We start from the raw sequence: 17603 nt of genomic DNA, 5'->3' as shown, positions 1-17603 counted from the left end.
GTTGGCTGTAACTCCAGCGCGAGAGGAGCGTTCTCCGTGGCCATTCCTGTTCTGCTCCAGGAGGTACTGTGTTGACCCTAGGTACGCGTTCTTGAGTGCGTAGGGTCTGCTCCGAAGCATCTGAAAGTAATCGGAAATTGGTGCGACTCCAATCTCTATAGGCGCATCGAGATATTTCTCGGTGAACAGCCAACTTGAGTGGCATCAAGAATCATGATGACTTCCGCTGAGCGGGAGTTACGTCCAATGATGCGACTAGAATTTGTCGTAGGCCGGGCTGAGAAACATAGCTATGACAAATTGGCATGAGCATTGCTCTCCGTCTGAGTGCCTCGTTATCGACAAAATTCGGCATCAGCCTGACATAAATAAAGTCGATATTGACTCTCTCACTGTGTGAGACAGTTGACTATGGGCATGAGCGAATCAGGCAAGGACCTCTGGCAGATCGGCGAGTTTTCACGGCTGACCCGCATTTCGGTGCGGATGCTTCGCCACTATCAGGACCGTTCTTTGTTAGAGCCGACTTGGACTGATCCGTTCAACGGTTATCGGTACTACAGTGCAGATCAACTTCGTCCAGCCCAGCAAATCCGTGAACTTCGTGATGTCGGGTTGCCCATAGAGGAAATGATCGTCGCCTTGCAGTCTGACTCTGTTGAGGTGATGTTTCAGGTCTTGAACGCACACCGTGACCGTCTTCAGTTGGCAGCTGACGAGGCGGCAGCGAAGCTGGAATCCCTACATCGCCTCATTGAAAGAACGAAAGAAGATGCCATGAGCTTTGAGGTGATTCGACAGTCCGTGCCGGCGATGACGATTGTGAGTTTGAGGAAGATCATTCCCGACTATGGGGCCGAGGGAATGCTCTGGGCCGAGATTTCGCCTCTGCTGTCACAGGCTGGAATCGGGTGGGATCAGATTGGTATGGGAGGGGCGATTTTTCACGATCCTGACTATAAGGAAAGTGACTGCGACGTAGAGATTTGGATGCAGGTTACTGAACCTGTCCAGGTGCCGCCGCCTTTGCAGTGCAAGGAGTTCCCTGCCCACGATGCCATTTGCACTACGGCAAAAGGGCCTTACGACGATGTCATAGGGCCGGCTTCGGATGCTCTCGCGTCTTTCGCCGCGCAGAATAATCTCGCTCCCGGTCTGATGTACAACATCTACACGGTTGGCCCTGGGGTTGCGAAGAGCCCGGATGACTACGTGACCGAGGTGTGCTCTGAGGTTCTCAAAGAAGAGGAGAATGAGAGGTCTCTGGCTTGATTGGGGTGCCGATTTCCTCTTGGCGGTGGTGGCACGTTACGCCCAGTGGATCCGACGTTGTCGACTCCGGTAGTGTGCCCTTCCGTGAGATGGTTCTTCATCGGCAAACTCGATGATGACCTCGTCCGTTAGTAAGCCATCCCGCGAGCGGGGGCTTGTCCGCTCGGTATTCAAAGACATGCCGAGTGACCGGCGCCCGCCTGCGAGCGGGGTTCACCGAAGCGGTCCACTAGGATTTGTGGATGGCAAAGATTGTTCGGTCAGGCATCGTCAGCGTGCGCGTTACCAACCGAGGTCGAATCGAACGTGGTCTGATATCAACTTCGATTCTTGCCTGTTTGGCACTGGCTACCGTTGCGTGCTCCCAAAGCGGGTCTAGTGGGACTGCGTCCGAACCGCTCGTGACCTGCATCCTTGGGCACTGGGACCTTGACGCAGACGCTACTTCCGTCATCCTGCCTAACCCGAATGCCATCTACTCAATGCGGATCGACGAAGCTACGATCACCCAGAGTATCTTCACTCCAAACGCCATGGAATCACAGTCTGGAGCCGTGACTTTGACGCAGACCGGCACATTGAGTGAGGTGACGACAGAGTACAGGTTGGATGGTTCAGCCCTCGTTATCGGGACAGTGATCTCGCCTTACGGAGTTGTCGATCCGAGTTCTACCGATCCTGAATCCGTGTCAGAGGAGGTGCAACTGACTGGCCTAACTCCGGGATCACGTGTCAATGTGGACTGTGAGGGGTATCGGCTGCGCCTCTCATCCCCGGATGCCACTTCGGAGACCGTGGTATTCATTGGTGGCAACGCTTCGCTAACTGGGGTTTCGTGGGGCGATCATTAGGGCAGGGTCGAGGCAGAGGGGCGGCGTCGAGGGGTACCTCTTGGCCGAATGGGGACCGTTGACGAGGTTGTGCCGTGGATTCTCCTCGCGCTTTCACCGAGATCCTCGTTCACGACCAAAGCTCGAATCGATGTGTCGGGCGGCCTGTAGATCGTGAGATACCGGTGAATAGGCAAAGGCCACTCGAAATCGCTCAACGGGCTAGCCGGCAAGCCGTCTCCCGCCCGACAGAGTTTGCCGACTGCTGAATTCGCGTGGTGTTTTCATCAGGGGGTCAGTGAAGCCGATTGATCGCGCCAACAGTTGTAGTGGTCGTTCGAAATCGTCTGGAGTCTCGTCCAGCAAGACGGGGTAGAACGGGTCATTTAGTATCCCTGCCTCAAGGGAAGCCAGATGCACCCGTAGTTGGTGCATCTGGCCGGTGTGTGGACGCAACAGCAGGTGTAGCCTCGTCTCGTCAAAGTCGAGCAGGTCGATAACTGTCTCGGCGTTCGGAGGCTGGTCGGGAAGTTCCTGGACTCGCAGTACGCCTCGGTCCTTATGAAGGTGTGAACGTACCGTTACCGGAAAGGGCCTCCCGCCCAGTGTCGGTGTTTCCGGCCTCCAAGCGGGGGGAAGCGCGGTGAAAGCCTCATACTCTTTGTTCACCCGGCGACGAGCGAAAAGTGTCTGGTATGCCCCGCGTGTTTCAGGGCGAGTCGAGAATAGCACCACGCCAGCGGTGAGTCGGTCTAGCCGGTGAATCGGGGAGAGATCATCGTTTCCAAGCCGGTTCCGTAGTCGCACCAACGCGGTGTTCTGCAGAAACTTGCCCGAGGGTGTAGTGGGCAGAAAATGAGGTTTGTCGACGACGAGCAGGTCCTTATCCTCGTACAGAATTTCAGGCTCGAAAGGAATCTGGTGTTCGACAGGCGGATTGCGGTAATACCAAACGAAGGCTTCGGCATTCAGAGGGGTGTGCCTTGTCAAAGGTTCACCGTCGATGTTGACCACCCCACCCTCATCGAAGCGAGCGAGCAGGACTTCGGGTTCGAGGTGTCCAAAACGGGCAACCATGTATTCGGCTACCGTCGGCCATGGCCCTTCGCTTGGGAGGTGAAGTCGGGTAGCGCCCACCCCATCGCGGGGAGGAAGAGGGGAGCGCATAGCCACGGCCCCATTATCACGCGAATAAAGTAGAAGGCGGGAAACGGGACCGGCACGAGTCTCGGCGTAGATGGAAGAGGCTGCTCCTCACTCGGGGTCGACACTGGTCGCGTGGCTGTTCGCTCGCTGTCTGCGGGGCGTCTGGTTCGGCCACTGGTGCGCGTTCTTGGTCGCCACGTTCATGCCTTCTCTGTGAGTAAACTCCCCGGTCTTAGGTCCTGCGCGAGCCGGCACAGTCGCCTAAAGTGTCGAAAGTGCCTTAGGGCATTCGGAGCCCATCGACGACAGGAGCAACCCCATGATTCAGGGATTCAAAGACTTCATTTCACGTGGTAACGCCATTGATCTGGCCGTCGGTGTCATCATTGGTGGAGCCTTCGCCACCGTTGTTGACGCGCTGGTCGACAAGTTCATCAATCCCCTGATTGGTGGCCTCATTGGCAAGCCCAACTTCGATAGTTTCCTACAGTTCAACATCGGCGATGCCGTGGTCCAGCCCGGTGCGATCCTGACTGCGCTTGTCAACTTCCTGCTGATCGCTCTTGCGCTGTACTTCTTCCTAGTGGTTCCGATGAACAAGCTTGCAGAGCACGGCGGCACTGCTGAAGACGAAGGTGCCGAGGAAGCCTCCGACGAGGTGAAGCTACTCAGCGACATTCGCGATCTACTCGCGCAGGACGTGAATCCGCAGGATACTCCAACTCCCAGGCACTAGAGTTTCTTTTCCGGCCCCGGAATCAGTCTTGGTTCTGGGGTTGGAGTCTATCGTTTACGAACTGCCGGTGGTCTTCTACCACTCGCTCGGCGTAGGCGCTACCCCACACCCACATGGCTTCTCCGACCTGTTTACCGCTACCAACATAACCACTAACAACCGCGGCCAGCGGCGATTGACTGTGAGCACGAGCCAACGTCAGACCACAGGCACGCGCATAGGCCAAGAAGGAGTCGGTGTCGACCGCATCCGTGTCAATGCTCCCCTTCATGTCGTGGAACTGGCGGACATAAAGATCGATATTGAAAGCCTGAATCTCCCCGAGGAAAGGATCGGAAACGGCCTGAAGGATCCGCTGCATCCCAACTACCCGCGCGCCCTGGCCGTGTTTCTTTACGGCATCCGTTAGGGGCTGAGGTTGCTCAATCTTTCCGTACCTCTCAAGAACGCTTTGACCCGCTTCTTTCGACTGGAGGATCAGGGCGTTTCCGTCTCCGTCTTGAAGCAGGGTAATCGTGCACTGAGTACCAACGCTGCCCACGCCCACTACCCTCCTAATCACGTCTGAGACGCCGTAGTGACGAAGAAGCTGACGGATTTCTGGTTCGCTGCTGGCAACGTATTCGTGGTGTAGCTGAACCGTGTGCTCACGCACTGCCTCTGGGAGCTCGGTCATTGTTGGCGGAGCGGGAATGAACCTGAGTCGACCCTGCTCGTCTGGTTCGCTTAACTTCCTCGCCGCGCGTTCGCTGGTACGTTTCTTTGCCTGCTTGATGGCTTTGTCGAGAGTCCGACGGGCAGACTTTGGCATGTTGCGCGCCCCTCCCTCTGCATCGAAATGGGCGTAGAAGCGATCCAGAGGAGTCACGGTTGTTGCGAGCCGGAGACCCTCTGCGTAAGCGCGGGTGACGGCGAGTGCGGCCTTCCGCGTCACGTTCTCCTTCCGTCCTACCGACTGTCCGGCAAGAATTACGCTGGTAACTAGACGTTTCAGATCCCATTCCCAGGGGGCCCAAGCGGCCTCATCGAAGTCGTTTAGGTCGAAAACTAGCGTCCTTTGCGGCGAGGCGTAGAAGCCGAAGTTGGCCAGGTGTGCGTCTCCGCAGGATGCGACGTAAACGTCAGTGTTCGGCTCATCGGAGAGGTCCGCGGCCATGATCGCCGCTGAACCTCGGTAGAAAGCAAACGGACTCTCGGCCATTCGTTGATTGCGTAGCGGCACGAGTTCTGGAACGCGGGTCGCATTTTGCTCGTCGAGTATGGCCATCGCGTCGCCGGTACGAGGAGCCAGCATGCCGATACTCCGCCGAGGAAAACGGCCTCGAAGCTGCTTTCCAGTCTCGAGTCGTTGCGCTGTCGAGGCGGGCATCGATCGGGGGTCGGATGTAGTTTGCGCATCCAGAGATTTGCTGCCGGTTGAGTCCATAACGTCACTGCTTTCTATCGATCCACCACCGTAGGGAGGGGGCTTCTCCGGAGACGGAATATCGCGGTCACTCTCAGTTCAAGACCGGGTTCTTTGGTTTGGACGATGGTTCAGAATAGCCCTGTCACTCCTTCTAGGTCCCCATAATTACAAAGCGGCAGTGAAACCGGACTTGTCGTTCGGTCTTTCCGCGACGATTTTGGCGGGTGGTTTGTCTACTCAGAGGTGAGGTGATTCTGAGTTGAGGTTGTCCTCCGTGTGTACTGACTCCACCTGTTACCTGTGAAGGTTCGGTCCCAACGCTCAGACTCCGATGGCTTTAGTTGCTCGCCTCGGATGCCGAGCTTTCTACGAAGCGCGCCGAAACGGGACTGATGACGCGGGCCTTGTCCGGTTGGGACCATAGACCCTGTTATGCGGCAAATCCTGACGAGATCGCCGGAACGCACGGGGGAAATTGGGGGGGTGAAAGCGCTCCGAGTTCTTCAGATGACGCCGTTCTCAGCATAAATTTCGTGATCGGGTCCCTTTCTCAGCGCTATTCTCCGGCGGCCGGTTCGTTCTGGTGTGGAGCGGACTGGCTATTGCAGGACGACCAGGAACGGCGGAAGCGTGAGCACGCGGACAGACGAGGTGTGGCCCCCTTTTGGCCTCCGTCCTTGTCGCGCTCTGGTTGCAATCACGGCAAGTCTCGTTCTGATCTTTAGTCCCACCGTGGCTATGGCGGCGGACGCGGGTTCTGACCGAGCTGTGACCGCTGATAGCTCCGTAGCTACCTCCTCGATATCCGACGGCAGCGGAGGTAGCAAGCTACCAAACGAGGTCACCCGGACTAACGAACTCGTTCTGGATATCGAGACCGATGGGACCGCCGAGACCGCGCAGTCTGGCGACACTGCCGGTACGGACGAGGACCCGCAGTCGGGTGCGACCGACGAACTCACCGGGGGCGAGCAGGCTGTGAGCGGAGCTGTCATCCCGGCTACGCCTGTCCCATTCGCCACCAATTCTGTGTTCAGCTGTAGCCCGGCCCGTGGCAATCTGTACTCCGTTTATACGAACGGTTACGTCTACCATCAGGTCAGTAACGGCAACTGGGAGGAACAGATTGCCGGCTCAGCGGGCTGGAACGCCGCGGTTGCCTCCGGTCAGAATGTCGCTTCCTTTGCGATGAATGAGGACGGTAACCGAGCCCATGCCGTCGTTGCCTCCGGCGGAACCTGGGACATGCGCCAGCGTGGAAACATCCTAGAAAAGCTGCTGGTGTACACCCCGCAGACCGGTTTCACGGCTCCTGTCACCTTTACGGGATCAGCCAGTGACAGGACCCTAAAGGTAAACGGGCAGGCGGTCTCAAAGGTTGACTCCGCCGCATTGCTATCCAACGACTCCGGGGGTTACACCTATTATCTGGGAACCACATTCAAGGCAGCGAACGGGAAACTAGGTTTTGCCCTCTTTGCCTGGGATATGAGCGCTGCGGAAGCTTCGGCCACTTCGCTGAGTATTGCTAACCCCTTTACCCTGCGCGCCCAAATGGTCGCTGACATTCCGTATCAGGGTTCCGGTACCATGCCGAACTTCTCCAGCCTGATGAGGGACGGTCAGAGCGGCCTCTTTGTCCTTCTGACCAGTCCGACGACGGGTAACACTGTCAATGGGTATATCTACTCCGCGACTGGGTCCGCGATCGCGATCGCCTCAGCAACGACAACCAAAGAGATGACACCCCTGCGGTTACTTCAGGGACAGGCGACCATTCAGGGTGCATACGGAATCATCGGTGCGGCCTTCGACTCGTTTGGTTACCTGTATATGGCCACCGATAACGCCACGCAGCGATACGACTTGTACACGGGGCAACCGGTCGGTCCGACGCCCATCACCGGATATCAGATGTCGGGAATAGCGAACTGTCAGACTCCTCCGACCATCGCCGTGGCGAAAAATGCGTTCCGCGCTCAGTCCACGGACCAGTTTTCTTTGTCAGTGCGCACCCCGGCAACCGGCAATCAGGCGTTCGTGGGAACTGCGACCACGACCGGTTCGACGGACGGGCTACAGCCTGAAACCATACTGACACCGGTCACTGATGCGACTCGGGTCTGGTCCACGAGTAACCCCTACGTTCTGATCGATGGCAAATACTGGCCGAACTTCACCTCGGTTACGCCTAACCGGTATTTGGTTCGGGAGACTGCGGCCGGAACGACTGACTTCGCTAAGTACGACTCCCAATATCGGTGCTTGGCGTCGGATACGAATCTGGCCGTAGGTGCTGGAACGTCCGTGTACCAGGATGGTTCAGAGGGTCTTGCCCTTCCTTCGCCGACATCAAACTTTGGGGCGGCCGGTGCCGCCGTTGACTGTAGGTTTTTCAACAAGGCCCCCGTGGATGAGGCGCGCTTGACCACGGACCTCAAGTTCAACCAGCAGTCGATCATCGACTGGGCGGCGCCGGGGAGCACGCCTCTTGTGAGTTCGTGGTCCGATTTGCTGTATGTAGAGAAGGCTGGCCAAGCCAACAAGATTCGATTCGCATTCGATGGGAGTGATTGGGTCGCGCTGCCCGTTGACGCGGCGGTGCAGTACACCCTCGGAGCTGAGAGTCCAGCGGGTCAACTCAGTACCGCTTACACCTATGCGTATGACTGGACTCGGACCTCGCCCTCATCACAGAACGTCCCCGGAAGACAGGTGACCCCGAGTCAGGGCGAGAACTGGACGGGGAACGTGACCGCTAGTCTGCAGCCGGTCAACCTGCGCCTGTTTTTTGACGACGCGGTTTCCCCGGGCGGGACCCAACGAGACGAGTGGATTCTCAGTGCCACCCAGGGGAGTGAAACCGAGCATCCTACCGACGATCCGGGATCATGGGAGGCGCCGGAACCGGTGCGGGCCGGGGTCTGGGAACTGGAAGTGACCCGAACTGCCACCGGTGGTTCCGATACCTACGCGGTCGAGAACTGGTCGTGCGAATACAAGCCGACAGGTAGCGATGATTCGGTTGATCCGATACCGCTTCCGGTGACGAAAACGCCGAATCCTGGCGTACCGGGGTCCTACTTTTGGACCGTTGAGGTACAAAATGGTGCAGACATTGATTGCCACGTCACGATGGCGCAGTCGCGCCTGGCCGTGCTGGTGGAAACAAGCAACCCGTGGGACCTCAGTCTGACCCCCGACGATTTTGAGGTCTCTGCGATCCCCGAGGCCGCGTACTCGGACCTACCCTCGCTGGTTGATGCCTTCGGCTCCAATGAAGTTGAGTGCCGAGGAACTGCGAACTGCAACGTGATCTCGGCCCGCCTCGGGGTCAAGTACACGATCAGTCTGAAGCGGCTGCCGGTTTATCCAATGTACCTTGTTGGATTCCAGAAGTACGTGCCGAACGCGGCCGAAGGCTGTCCGCCTCGCGACCCGACCTCGAATCCGACTACGCAGCCGAGCATGGACGACAAGTGCTGGACGACAATCTCGACATCCGAGACCGGTAACGAAATCACGGTTAGCGCGGCGGGCGAGTACGAAATCTACCGATTCCTAATGAGTACCATCGCCATTCCGCAATTGCCGCAGGCAGGGGGGAGTGGGGAAGCTTTCTTCGCGCTGATGGGCGTAGGGGTGCTCGCAGTTGCTGCAGCGGCGGCCCTAGTACACAAAAGGAGGCGGACGTAGCGATCACTTTGAACTCTGCCTGGTCGCTACGGGTGCGGCCTTCGTGAACTGACCAACCTTTCGACAAGACAAACGACGACAGAAGACTTCAACACCCTGAAGGGAACAAAAATGACAAAGAAACGACACGGCTGGGGCGCAAGAGCTCTGGCGGCTACGGGGGTAGCGACGCTGGGCCTGGTCACTCTGGCAGGTACGGCTGTCGCCACGCCCCAGAATGACGCTCCTTGGCTAGGGACTGCCCCGACCTCGGGCACTCTCACGCTTTACAAGCACGTTGAGGACGCTAGTAGCACCGACGGCAACCCCGCGGGCGCGGCGCTAGAAGGTGTCACCTTCCAGATTTCGACAATTGGTACAGGTACCCAGGGTTCATGCACCGCCATCAACCTTCGTAGCCCGGTCGGGTGGCGTCAGTTTGGCACCCTGAATTCTTTATGGAACGGTGGCGATGGCAGCCTCCCAGTCGGCTACTGCACCACCGGGACGACGTTCACTGCTACCACGGTCTCCACCGGCGCGGCCACTTTCGCGAACACTCCCGTGGCGGCCTATCTGGTCACCGAGACCGGTGCAGGCTCGAACCTGATTACTACGCCAGCGGATCCGTTCTTGATGACGCTACCGCTCGCCGCGGGGAACCAATGGGAGTACAGCCCCGTTGCCTACCCCAAGAACGTCCTCACTGAACCGGGTATTCCTACCAAGACCGCTGAAGCCGCTAACATCGCGGGCACCAGCGCACTTACTTGGAACTCGGACGCGACTGTGCCGTGGACTATCACTGCGACTATTCCGGAAGCCACCCTTCCCTACACTGATGTCGTTGTTACTGACTCAGCGGATACTGGTCTAAATCCAGTGGTGTTTTCGGCTGCTTTGAACGGCACCGATCTGGCGATCACCGATTACGTTGCAGCCGACGCTGCGAATGGAAAGCTGACACTGACAACGGCGGGCCTCGACAAGGTGAACGCACTGACCCCGGCTGGGGATGTCACCCTCACCGTAGTTATTCACACGACCGTGACGCCCGGGACAACTGGTCGCCTGTACAACGGGGCAACATTGACGCTGAATGGAACCGTATCGGATCCGATTACGAACAAGCCCGAAACCAAGTGGGGCGAGCTCTCGATCAACAAGCACGTCTATGGCGATGCCACCGACTCTCTTGCTGGCGCTGAGTTTAAGGTCTGGCCCGCTTCGGGAACCCCTGGTGCCGAGACTTGTGAGACGACTGCCCCAGCAACGGGGACTTTGGACATTGGGCCGACGGTAGTCGGTCAGACCCTGGACACGATTCTCTGGGTCAGCAACGCTGCGGGCACCACCAACAAGGCGTACTGTGTGCAAGAAACCGTAGCGCCGCAGGGATATATTCTCAATCCCGAGGTAACCAAGGTTGATTTGGGTTCGGGCAGCTTTACCTTGCCCATCGCCAACGAAAAGGCCGTTGCCCCTGAGTTGCCTCTCACGGGTGGAACCGGGACGCTGATCCTCAGTGTTGCCGGGGTCGGAGTTTTGGGCCTCGCCCTGTTTGCGGCCATCCGTCGCCGCAAGAACGCGGACGCGTAGCGTCTCGGTTCGGGGCGACGGCGGGTGCGCTGTGGCCCCGAACCGCATGGCACGCGAGTTCGGGTGGCGCACCCGAAGTTCGTGCAACGAGTACTGGTCTGGGCGGCCCCCCCAAGACTCGGATAGCGGACTCGGAACTCGCGTAATCGGTACCATGCCCACGTGGTGAGTCTAGGAACCCCGCGTAACACCGCGCTCGTCTGGTAGGTCTGGAATGCGTGTAATGAAGGAGGCGAAATGATCAAGACCCGACAGCGGGTCGCAGCCGTTGCTGCCTTTTTGCCCCTCGTGTTCTCTCTCGGGTCGGCCTCGTTTGCTTCCACAGCAAAGACGCCGGACCTGCCTTCTGATCCCATTCCAGACTCGGCGACAATCTCCATCAAGAAACTAGAACAGCCTGACCAGTTCGGCGAACCCGCGACGGGGTTGCCGCAAGACATCAACGGAACGCCAATAGCTGGTGTCACTTTCACCGCAACACTGGTGCCGGGAATCGACTTGACTGATCCCTCCGGTTGGCAGGAGCTCAATAGCATCACTGTTTCAGATGCCGTTGCTTCAACCAACTCGTTGACCCCAGCGGATACTGCGACCACTAACAGCCGGGGTGTAGCACAACTTGGCCCTCTGGACACCGGCCTTTACCTGGTCCAGGAAACTAGTGTGCCAAAAGGAGTGCTTCCCTCGGACCCCTTCTTGGTTACCGCACCGCTCCCAACGGCCGGAACATGGCTCACCGATATTCACGTCTATCCGAAGAACGCGGTTGCATCGATTGACCTACGCGTGATTGATGAGGACACGATCACCTCGGAGGACCCGGTTCTCTGGGAGTCATACTCCACGATCCCGCGAGTGCCGAGCCTTGACCTGTACGCGGTTACTAACACCCTTGACCCGCGACTCGACCTGATAGAGGACGTGTCTGAGGTTCGGGTCCAATTGGCACAAACCTCAGAGGATCGAAGGCAGAGCATCACTCGCGGCCTCCTGCCCGTTATCGGACCAAGTGACTATTCGATTTCGCTACAGAATGTGGCAGGACAGTTGGTGATTCGAGTCGAGTTCACCCCGTCGGGATTGGTGAAGCTAGACCAGGCGCGCGCTGACAGTTCAGATACCAACGTCGTCATCAGCTACAGGACACTGGTGCGCGGGGCGGGAACAGAAGCGGACGGCGTCTACAGTAATCGCGCCTACATGCGCGCAGGTTCTGGCGCATCCACGAGTGATGCCACTACCGCGGAGGACACTGAGACAACCAAGTTTGGGTCAATACAGATATTGGCCCGGGATCGGGACCACCCACAGACGGTGATTCCTGGAACCGTCTTCCAGTTGTTTGCAACAGAAGGCGACGCGGCTACTCTCACCAACCCCATTGAAGTTGATGGTGAAAGCAAATGGACGACGGGTCCTGACGGATCCGTTACTATTTCGGGACTTCGCTTCTCAAACTTTGCCAACGGGTTAGACCGTGACCGCACCTCATCCCTGTTTCGCGGCTACTACGCGGTGATGACACAGACTCCTTCCGGCTGGAGCGGTCGAGCGCATGTAATGGCCGGTGCGGTCGAGGCGGTGGACGCGCCGGTCGTGCTAATTCAAGAACTGTGGCGTGGCGGCAACGGCGGAAACGGGGGCAACGGCGGCGAGGGTGAGCTTCCCTCAACCGGAGCTGACGTAGCTGGCGCTATAGTGCTTGGCGTAGGGCTACTGTGCGTGGGCTTCTTCCTACGAACCCGTCGCCGGGAATCGGAGAGCGAAGAATGAAGCGTCGCACCCGCCAGATGATCAGCGGACTACTAATCCAGTTCGCGGTCATGGTGGGCGTGGGTCTACTGGTCTATGCGGACGCGGCGGAATGGTTTTCTGCAATCAACCAACGGCGTGTAATGACGGGATACAACCAGTCGGTTGAGCAAACCTCGGACCCAAGGCGCGAGGAGCTTCTGGATGCCGCGTACCAATACAACGACACGCTACAGGCAGGTCTTCTGCTTGACCCGTTCATAACCAAAGAGGACGACGGGGAGCTGAACACTCCCCGTTATCGCGCGTACATGGAGTTGCTGAGGGTATCGGGTTCGGACGCCATCGGAACCCTGACATACCCCGACCTAGATATCGCGCTACCCATCTATCACGGAACAGAGCAGAGTGCGCTTAGCCGCGGGATCGGTCACCTGTACGGAACATCTTTGCCGGTCGGAGGCCCCGGGACCCATTCGGTCCTGACAGCGCATTCGGGTTTGAAGAACGCGCGGTTACTCACCAACCTGCTTAACGCGGAAGTGGGACAAACGCTGTGGATCAGCGTGATGGGGGAGGACCACTACTACCAGGTACGCCAGATTGAAACCGTGGAGCCGGGAGACACGGAGAGCCTGGCGATCATTCCGGGGGAAGACTGGGTAACAGTGTTCACCTGTACCCCCATTGGACTGAACACGCATCGACTAATGGTCCATGCCGAGCGTATCGACGGACCGGGAGACATCATCACAGTTCCTGAAGTTCCCGCGGTGGGCTTCCCCTGGTGGGTGGTGTGGTTCGTCGGGGTGTCGTCCGTGAGTGCTCTGCTCCTGTTTACTCCGGGGAGGAAGAGGGCGGAGCGTCCTTCGAACGAGGACATGGCGTGATGGGGAAACACTCGGAAACGCCCTTTGTGGCCCAGGGTTCGACGTGGGTGGAGGCCTCCGATGACAAAGGAGTTGTGCGGGCACAAGCCCCTCGCTGGCGCATGGACTGGGTTGCCCTACTAATCGCGATTGCGGCGCTGATCGGGCTTTCCGTGTTCCTTTATCCGCGTGCGGCCATGTGGGTGTCGGCGCTGAATGAGTCGCAGTTGGTGCGCGACCACGAGGCGGCGACGGACCTGAACACGGCGGCACAGAATGAGCTATTGCTTGATCAGGCCCGCGAGTACAACGCACAGATTGCGACTGGAGCGATCCTTGAGGCCGGGGCTAATGTGCCGACGGCTGCCGACTCTGATGAGGCCGATGCCGCAGGATCAACGATCTATCAGAATCTGCTTCGAGTGGACGACTCGGAAGTAATGGCCAGACTGGTCGTTCCCGCCGCTTCAGTGGATCTGCCGGTGTTCCACGGAACCGCGGACGCCACCCTTCGCAGGGGAGTCGGCCATCTGCGAGGCACTGCTCTCCCGGTCGGAGGCGACGGAACTCGCTCCGTGCTAACGGCGCATCGTGGGCTGGCCGAATCCAAGCTGTTCAATAAGCTGGATCGGGTACAACCGGGGGACGAGTTCTACATTCAGGTGGCTGGAGAATGGTTGACATATCGGGTGATCGACACCCAGGTTGTTTCGCCGGACCAGACGGAGCAGATCATTCCACTCGCGGGCAGAGACTTGGTGACGCTGGTGACCTGCACCCCGATAGGTCTGAACACACACCGAATCCTCGTGACGGGCGAACGAGTGGAAGACGCCCCAGCACCTTTTGCCGAAGTTGTTCAAGGCCCCGGCTTCCCGTGGTGGCTAGTTGTGCTCGGAGGCGGCGCGGTGGTGCTGGGCGTCTACGTCTGGATTTCGGGAAGACCGAAGGTCGGGTGAGGGAGTGTGTCAAGTGCTTGACACAGTCCCATGGCGACCCTAGATTACCTGTATCAGACAGTTGGTACACGGGGGTGTGTGGTGGAGTTCCATTCGTTGACGTTCACTCTGTTCTTCCTTCTACAACCCCCACTGCTACTTGCACTCGCATGGCTTATCGGTCGGGGAGGCAATTCCCCGACGCCGACTGTTCCCTTGAGCGATGATGCGTCTGCGAGTCTGCTAAGCGCTCGGCGAAGGATGCTCATCGCGGCGATAACCGCGCTATTGGTGGTCGTTTTGCTCCTCGTGTTGTTCCCCTATACGCGCCCGGCCTGGGCGATATTGGTGCCAGGCATCGGTGTAATTGTGGGACTCCTCGTTTACACGTGGTGGCCCGCCCACGGAGGGAAGATCGGGAATCGTCGGGCCGCCTCACTTGAGTCTCGTAATCCGACAGACTCGCTTGCGAAGACAACTCTTGTTTGGTGGGGAGTGGCCGCAGTCCTACTGGTCGGCGCGGTGGGTGTCTCTTTGCTACTTCGAACCCGGGCCACCGGACTTGGATTTGAGCCGGGGTTCAAATGCGAGTTGGTGGACGGGGTAACGCAGTGCAGACTACAGCCTCCGCTGCTAGGAGTGGTTCTAGGTTTGCCTTTGCTGGCGTTGACGGCAGTGCTCGGACTGGTCACCTGGATCGCGGTGCGTCGAGTGAGCTCACTGCCTGTAGTCCCTGGCGCGGACTATGAGACCGTTGACCGACGATGGAGGTCCCAGAGCGTCACGATAATCGTTCAACTGAGTGCGGGCGCGGTCTTCATCGAGTTCTCGGCTTTTTCGGCGCTAGTGCTCCTGATTACTTCCTCGCCGTCTGTATCCGATTCATTGATAGCGTTGGCGCCCAACCTCAGTGTGTTCGCGTTTACTGGTCCAGTCCTGACAATTTCTCTGATCATTTTCGGTAGCGCTGTGCGGCGCGCTTCTGATCTGCCTCGTTATTCGACGGAGGCGACGGGAATGGAGTCGGATCGATGATCGTCGTTGATGTTTCTGCAACGACACCACCATACGAACAAATCCGGTCGCAGATAGCGGCGCAGATTCGCTCGGGGGAGTTGCCTGACAATCACAGACTGCCTTCGATCAGGCAGCTGGCGGGGGACCTTCGCGTTGCCCCAGGAACGGTCGCTAGAGCGTATTCGGAGCTAGAAACAAGTGGGTTGATCTCCTCCACCCGAATGGCAGGCTCAAGAGTGATCGGACCGCCAACCCGACAACGGGAACAAGCACTTTTGGGCCGGGCCGTGGAGGACCTAGTCGACCGCGCGCAGGCAGTTGGCGTGAGCCAGGCAGATGTCGTCGGCCTGATCCAAAGTGCATGGTCCAAACGTGATCCCCTATCTCTAGATAGTCGCAGAGCTCAGACACAAGCAAGATCGGGAGACAACTGATGAACACGACAACTCCATTGCGGACAGAAGAAGAATCGCGGGCAGCCCTCGTTCGCGTCGTTCGACTCTTGATCGCCCTGTTACTGAGCCTACTTGTCTACCTGATGATGGGAACGTCTTCGAAAGGAAAGAGTTCGGGAGGGTTCAGTGACGATGGAAGCTTCGTCGACTCTCAGGGGAACCCAACAAGCGAGCCACCGCGAAGCGTAATGCTAGTTTTAGGGCCTTCTTTCTCGTTTTTGCTCTTAGCGCTTCTTATCGTCATTGTTGGCGTGTGGATTGCTAGCCGAGCCATGACATCACAGCGGGCTGACCAGATACTCAAGTCCACCGTGGCGGTAATCGTTGGGTTTACCATGGTGGCAATCATCGCGATGTATGCGGGATTTGGCCGTCTTGAAATCAGCGATGATATGGAAAACGGGGAGAGTATTTCGGTGCCTTTCGGTCGAGTTTCCGTGACGGTTAAGGATGACCTGCCCTAATCCTTCCGATAATCCGGATTAGGACGATAGCGTGCCCGGCGCCGCGGTGACGCCCTAGTTTCCTGGTAACCCGGACTAGAGCAAACTGGGTGCCCGGAACCGTTCGGTGTGCGGTACGTCTCCGGCAGTTCAGACCCGAGGAGATTGCGTGCCTGGTCCTGTGGCACCTTCCTGCCTTCTTTGATAGCGAGACCTGCACCAGCCGACAGATCAGCCGGCGCGGTATCGTGAGGGCTAGTCACCTTCTGTCACAACAGTGACTCTGAAGTCCCTTAGTGAGGTAGCAAATGTCTGATTTGAAACTCTCCGTCCTTGATCTGATTCCTCTGCGCGAGGGCCAGACCAGCGCCGACGCCCTACAGGCAAGTAGGGAGCTTGCGGCGCTCGCGGACCGTCTCGGATACACCCGTTACTGGGTGGCCGAACATCACAACATGGCCGCCATTGCTTCGACGGTTCCCGCGGTGCTTATCCCATATCTTGCCGCGAATACAGAGCGTATCCGGTTCGGCTCGGGCGGCGTCATGCTCGCGAATCACGCACCGTTCGCCGTTGCCGAGCAGTTCGCCCTACTTGCCGCCATGTATCCCGATCGGATTGATCTAGGTCTGGGTCGTGCCCCTGGGAGTGACCAACTCACTGCCGCGATTTTGCGTCAGGGGTTGCCCGGCGACGGGGTTGCCAATTACGCCAACGACGTTGAACTGCTTCGTGAGCTCCTTGGACGAGGCATGACGCCGCTCGGGCAGGATGTGCCTCTTAACGTCGCGGGGCACCGGTACGACATTCATGCGACGGCAGCGCCTGTCTCTGCCGTGGACATTTGGCTACTGGGTTCCTCGGCGCACTCGGCTCAGCTTGCCGCTCAAATGGGTTTACCGTACGTGTTCGCAAATCACTTCGGCATCCCGGGGATGGACCACATTCTCGACATCTATCGGAACAATTACGTTCCTTCATCCCAGTTCCCGGAACCCACAACGTTGCTTCCCGTCAACGTTGTGGTCGCGCAGACCCAGGAGGAGGCCGAGCGCCGAGCACTAGTTCAACGCCTCACGACTGCGAGGCTACGCACCGGGGGGCCTCTAACTGCTCAGCCATCTGTTGAATCGGTTGAAGACTACGATTGGAGCGCCCGTGAACTCGGGGTGCCTCAGCAGACGTACCCGATGACATTCGTCGGTTCACCAGGCCGGGTTGCGGCGGATCTCCACAGGTTGGTCGAGGAATACCGGTCCGACGAAATCATGATCTCACCAGTCGCGGGGGCGTTTACGGACGAGGACCCAGCCTCAGCCCCAGGTCGTACCCAGACCTTGGAACTATTGGCGGGGGAACTTCTCTAGTCCGAACCGTCCCGTTGAAGTGTTCTAGCTTGGGAACACATTTGGCGGGTTTGTCGCCGAGACCACGCGCTCTCCGATCGGCATGTTTCGGCCGGC

At 58.3% G+C, this 17603-nt stretch carries 14 protein-coding genes; 12 read left to right on the top strand and 2 right to left on the bottom strand.

The features are described 5' to 3' along the window. Positions 1-417: 417 nt before the first annotated feature. Together U6G28_01105 and U6G28_01100 are read left to right on the top strand one after the other, a co-directional pair. Complete coding sequence (locus U6G28_01105; protein ID WRS30322.1) at positions 418-1272, top strand: MerR family transcriptional regulator; 855 nt, start codon at positions 418-420, stop codon at positions 1270-1272. A 242-nt stretch (positions 1273-1514) separates the two neighbouring features. Further along, positions 1515-2123: a hypothetical protein gene (locus U6G28_01100; protein WRS30321.1), complete on the top strand. Its 609-nt coding sequence runs from the start codon at positions 1515-1517 to the stop codon at positions 2121-2123. Positions 2124-2324: 201 nt separating this feature from the next. Here U6G28_01100 and U6G28_01095 read toward each other — a convergent pair whose 3' ends face one another. Then, positions 2325-3269, bottom strand: coding sequence for a pseudouridine synthase (locus U6G28_01095; protein WRS31169.1), 945 nt, complete (start codon positions 3267-3269; stop codon positions 2325-2327). A 298-nt stretch (positions 3270-3567) separates the two neighbouring features. On the opposite strand from U6G28_01095, the gene mscL reads away from it, so the two are divergent. Next, on the top strand, positions 3568-3984 hold the full coding sequence (gene mscL / locus U6G28_01090) for a large conductance mechanosensitive channel protein MscL (protein WRS30320.1): 417 nt from the start codon (positions 3568-3570) through the stop codon (positions 3982-3984). A 22-nt stretch (positions 3985-4006) separates the two neighbouring features. Here the strand turns inward: mscL and U6G28_01085 are convergent, their stop codons facing one another. Then, positions 4007-5278, bottom strand: coding sequence for a DUF2252 domain-containing protein (locus tag U6G28_01085; GenBank protein ID WRS30319.1), 1272 nt, complete (start codon positions 5276-5278; stop codon positions 4007-4009). A 744-nt stretch (positions 5279-6022) separates the two neighbouring features. Between U6G28_01085 and U6G28_01080 the strand changes: the two genes are divergently transcribed. From U6G28_01080 to U6G28_01040, 9 genes are all read left to right on the top strand, one after another. Then, entirely contained in the window at positions 6023-9088 is a 3066-nt protein-coding gene (locus tag U6G28_01080) for an LPXTG cell wall anchor domain-containing protein (protein WRS30318.1), read from the top strand. A 111-nt stretch (positions 9089-9199) separates the two neighbouring features. Next, positions 9200-10666: a SpaH/EbpB family LPXTG-anchored major pilin gene (locus U6G28_01075; GenBank protein WRS30317.1), complete on the top strand. Its 1467-nt coding sequence runs from the start codon at positions 9200-9202 to the stop codon at positions 10664-10666. Positions 10667-10903: 237 nt separating this feature from the next. Next, positions 10904-12439: a SpaH/EbpB family LPXTG-anchored major pilin gene (locus tag U6G28_01070; GenBank protein ID WRS30316.1), complete on the top strand. Its 1536-nt coding sequence runs from the start codon at positions 10904-10906 to the stop codon at positions 12437-12439. Continuing rightward, complete coding sequence (locus U6G28_01065; GenBank protein WRS30315.1) at positions 12436-13308, top strand: class C sortase; 873 nt, start codon at positions 12436-12438, stop codon at positions 13306-13308. The genes U6G28_01070 and U6G28_01065 overlap by 4 nt, the downstream gene beginning before the upstream one ends. Then, positions 13308-14246: a class C sortase gene (locus U6G28_01060; GenBank protein ID WRS31168.1), complete on the top strand. Its 939-nt coding sequence runs from the start codon at positions 13308-13310 to the stop codon at positions 14244-14246. Before U6G28_01065 ends, U6G28_01060 begins: the two co-directional genes overlap by 1 nt. 30 nt (positions 14247-14276) lie before the next feature. Next, a complete protein-coding gene (locus U6G28_01055) occupies positions 14277-15260 on the top strand; it encodes a hypothetical protein (protein WRS30314.1) in 984 nt (327 codons plus the stop codon). Further along, positions 15257-15676 (top strand): GntR family transcriptional regulator, encoded by a 420-nt coding sequence (locus tag U6G28_01050; GenBank protein WRS30313.1) that lies wholly within the window; start codon positions 15257-15259, stop codon positions 15674-15676. The genes U6G28_01055 and U6G28_01050 overlap by 4 nt, the downstream gene beginning before the upstream one ends. Further along, entirely contained in the window at positions 15676-16161 is a 486-nt protein-coding gene (locus tag U6G28_01045; protein ID WRS30312.1) for a hypothetical protein, read from the top strand. The genes U6G28_01050 and U6G28_01045 overlap by 1 nt, the downstream gene beginning before the upstream one ends. A 287-nt stretch (positions 16162-16448) precedes the next feature. Continuing rightward, positions 16449-17507 (top strand): LLM class flavin-dependent oxidoreductase, encoded by a 1059-nt coding sequence (locus tag U6G28_01040; protein WRS30311.1) that lies wholly within the window; start codon positions 16449-16451, stop codon positions 17505-17507. Positions 17508-17603: the final 96 nt, after the last annotated feature.

Source organism: Actinomycetaceae bacterium MB13-C1-2 (assembly GCA_035621235.1).
Lineage (GTDB): Bacteria > Actinomycetota > Actinomycetes > Actinomycetales > Actinomycetaceae > Scrofimicrobium.
The sequence above is the reverse complement of the archived record's forward strand: the minus strand, read 5'-3'. Positions and strand labels throughout refer to the sequence as shown.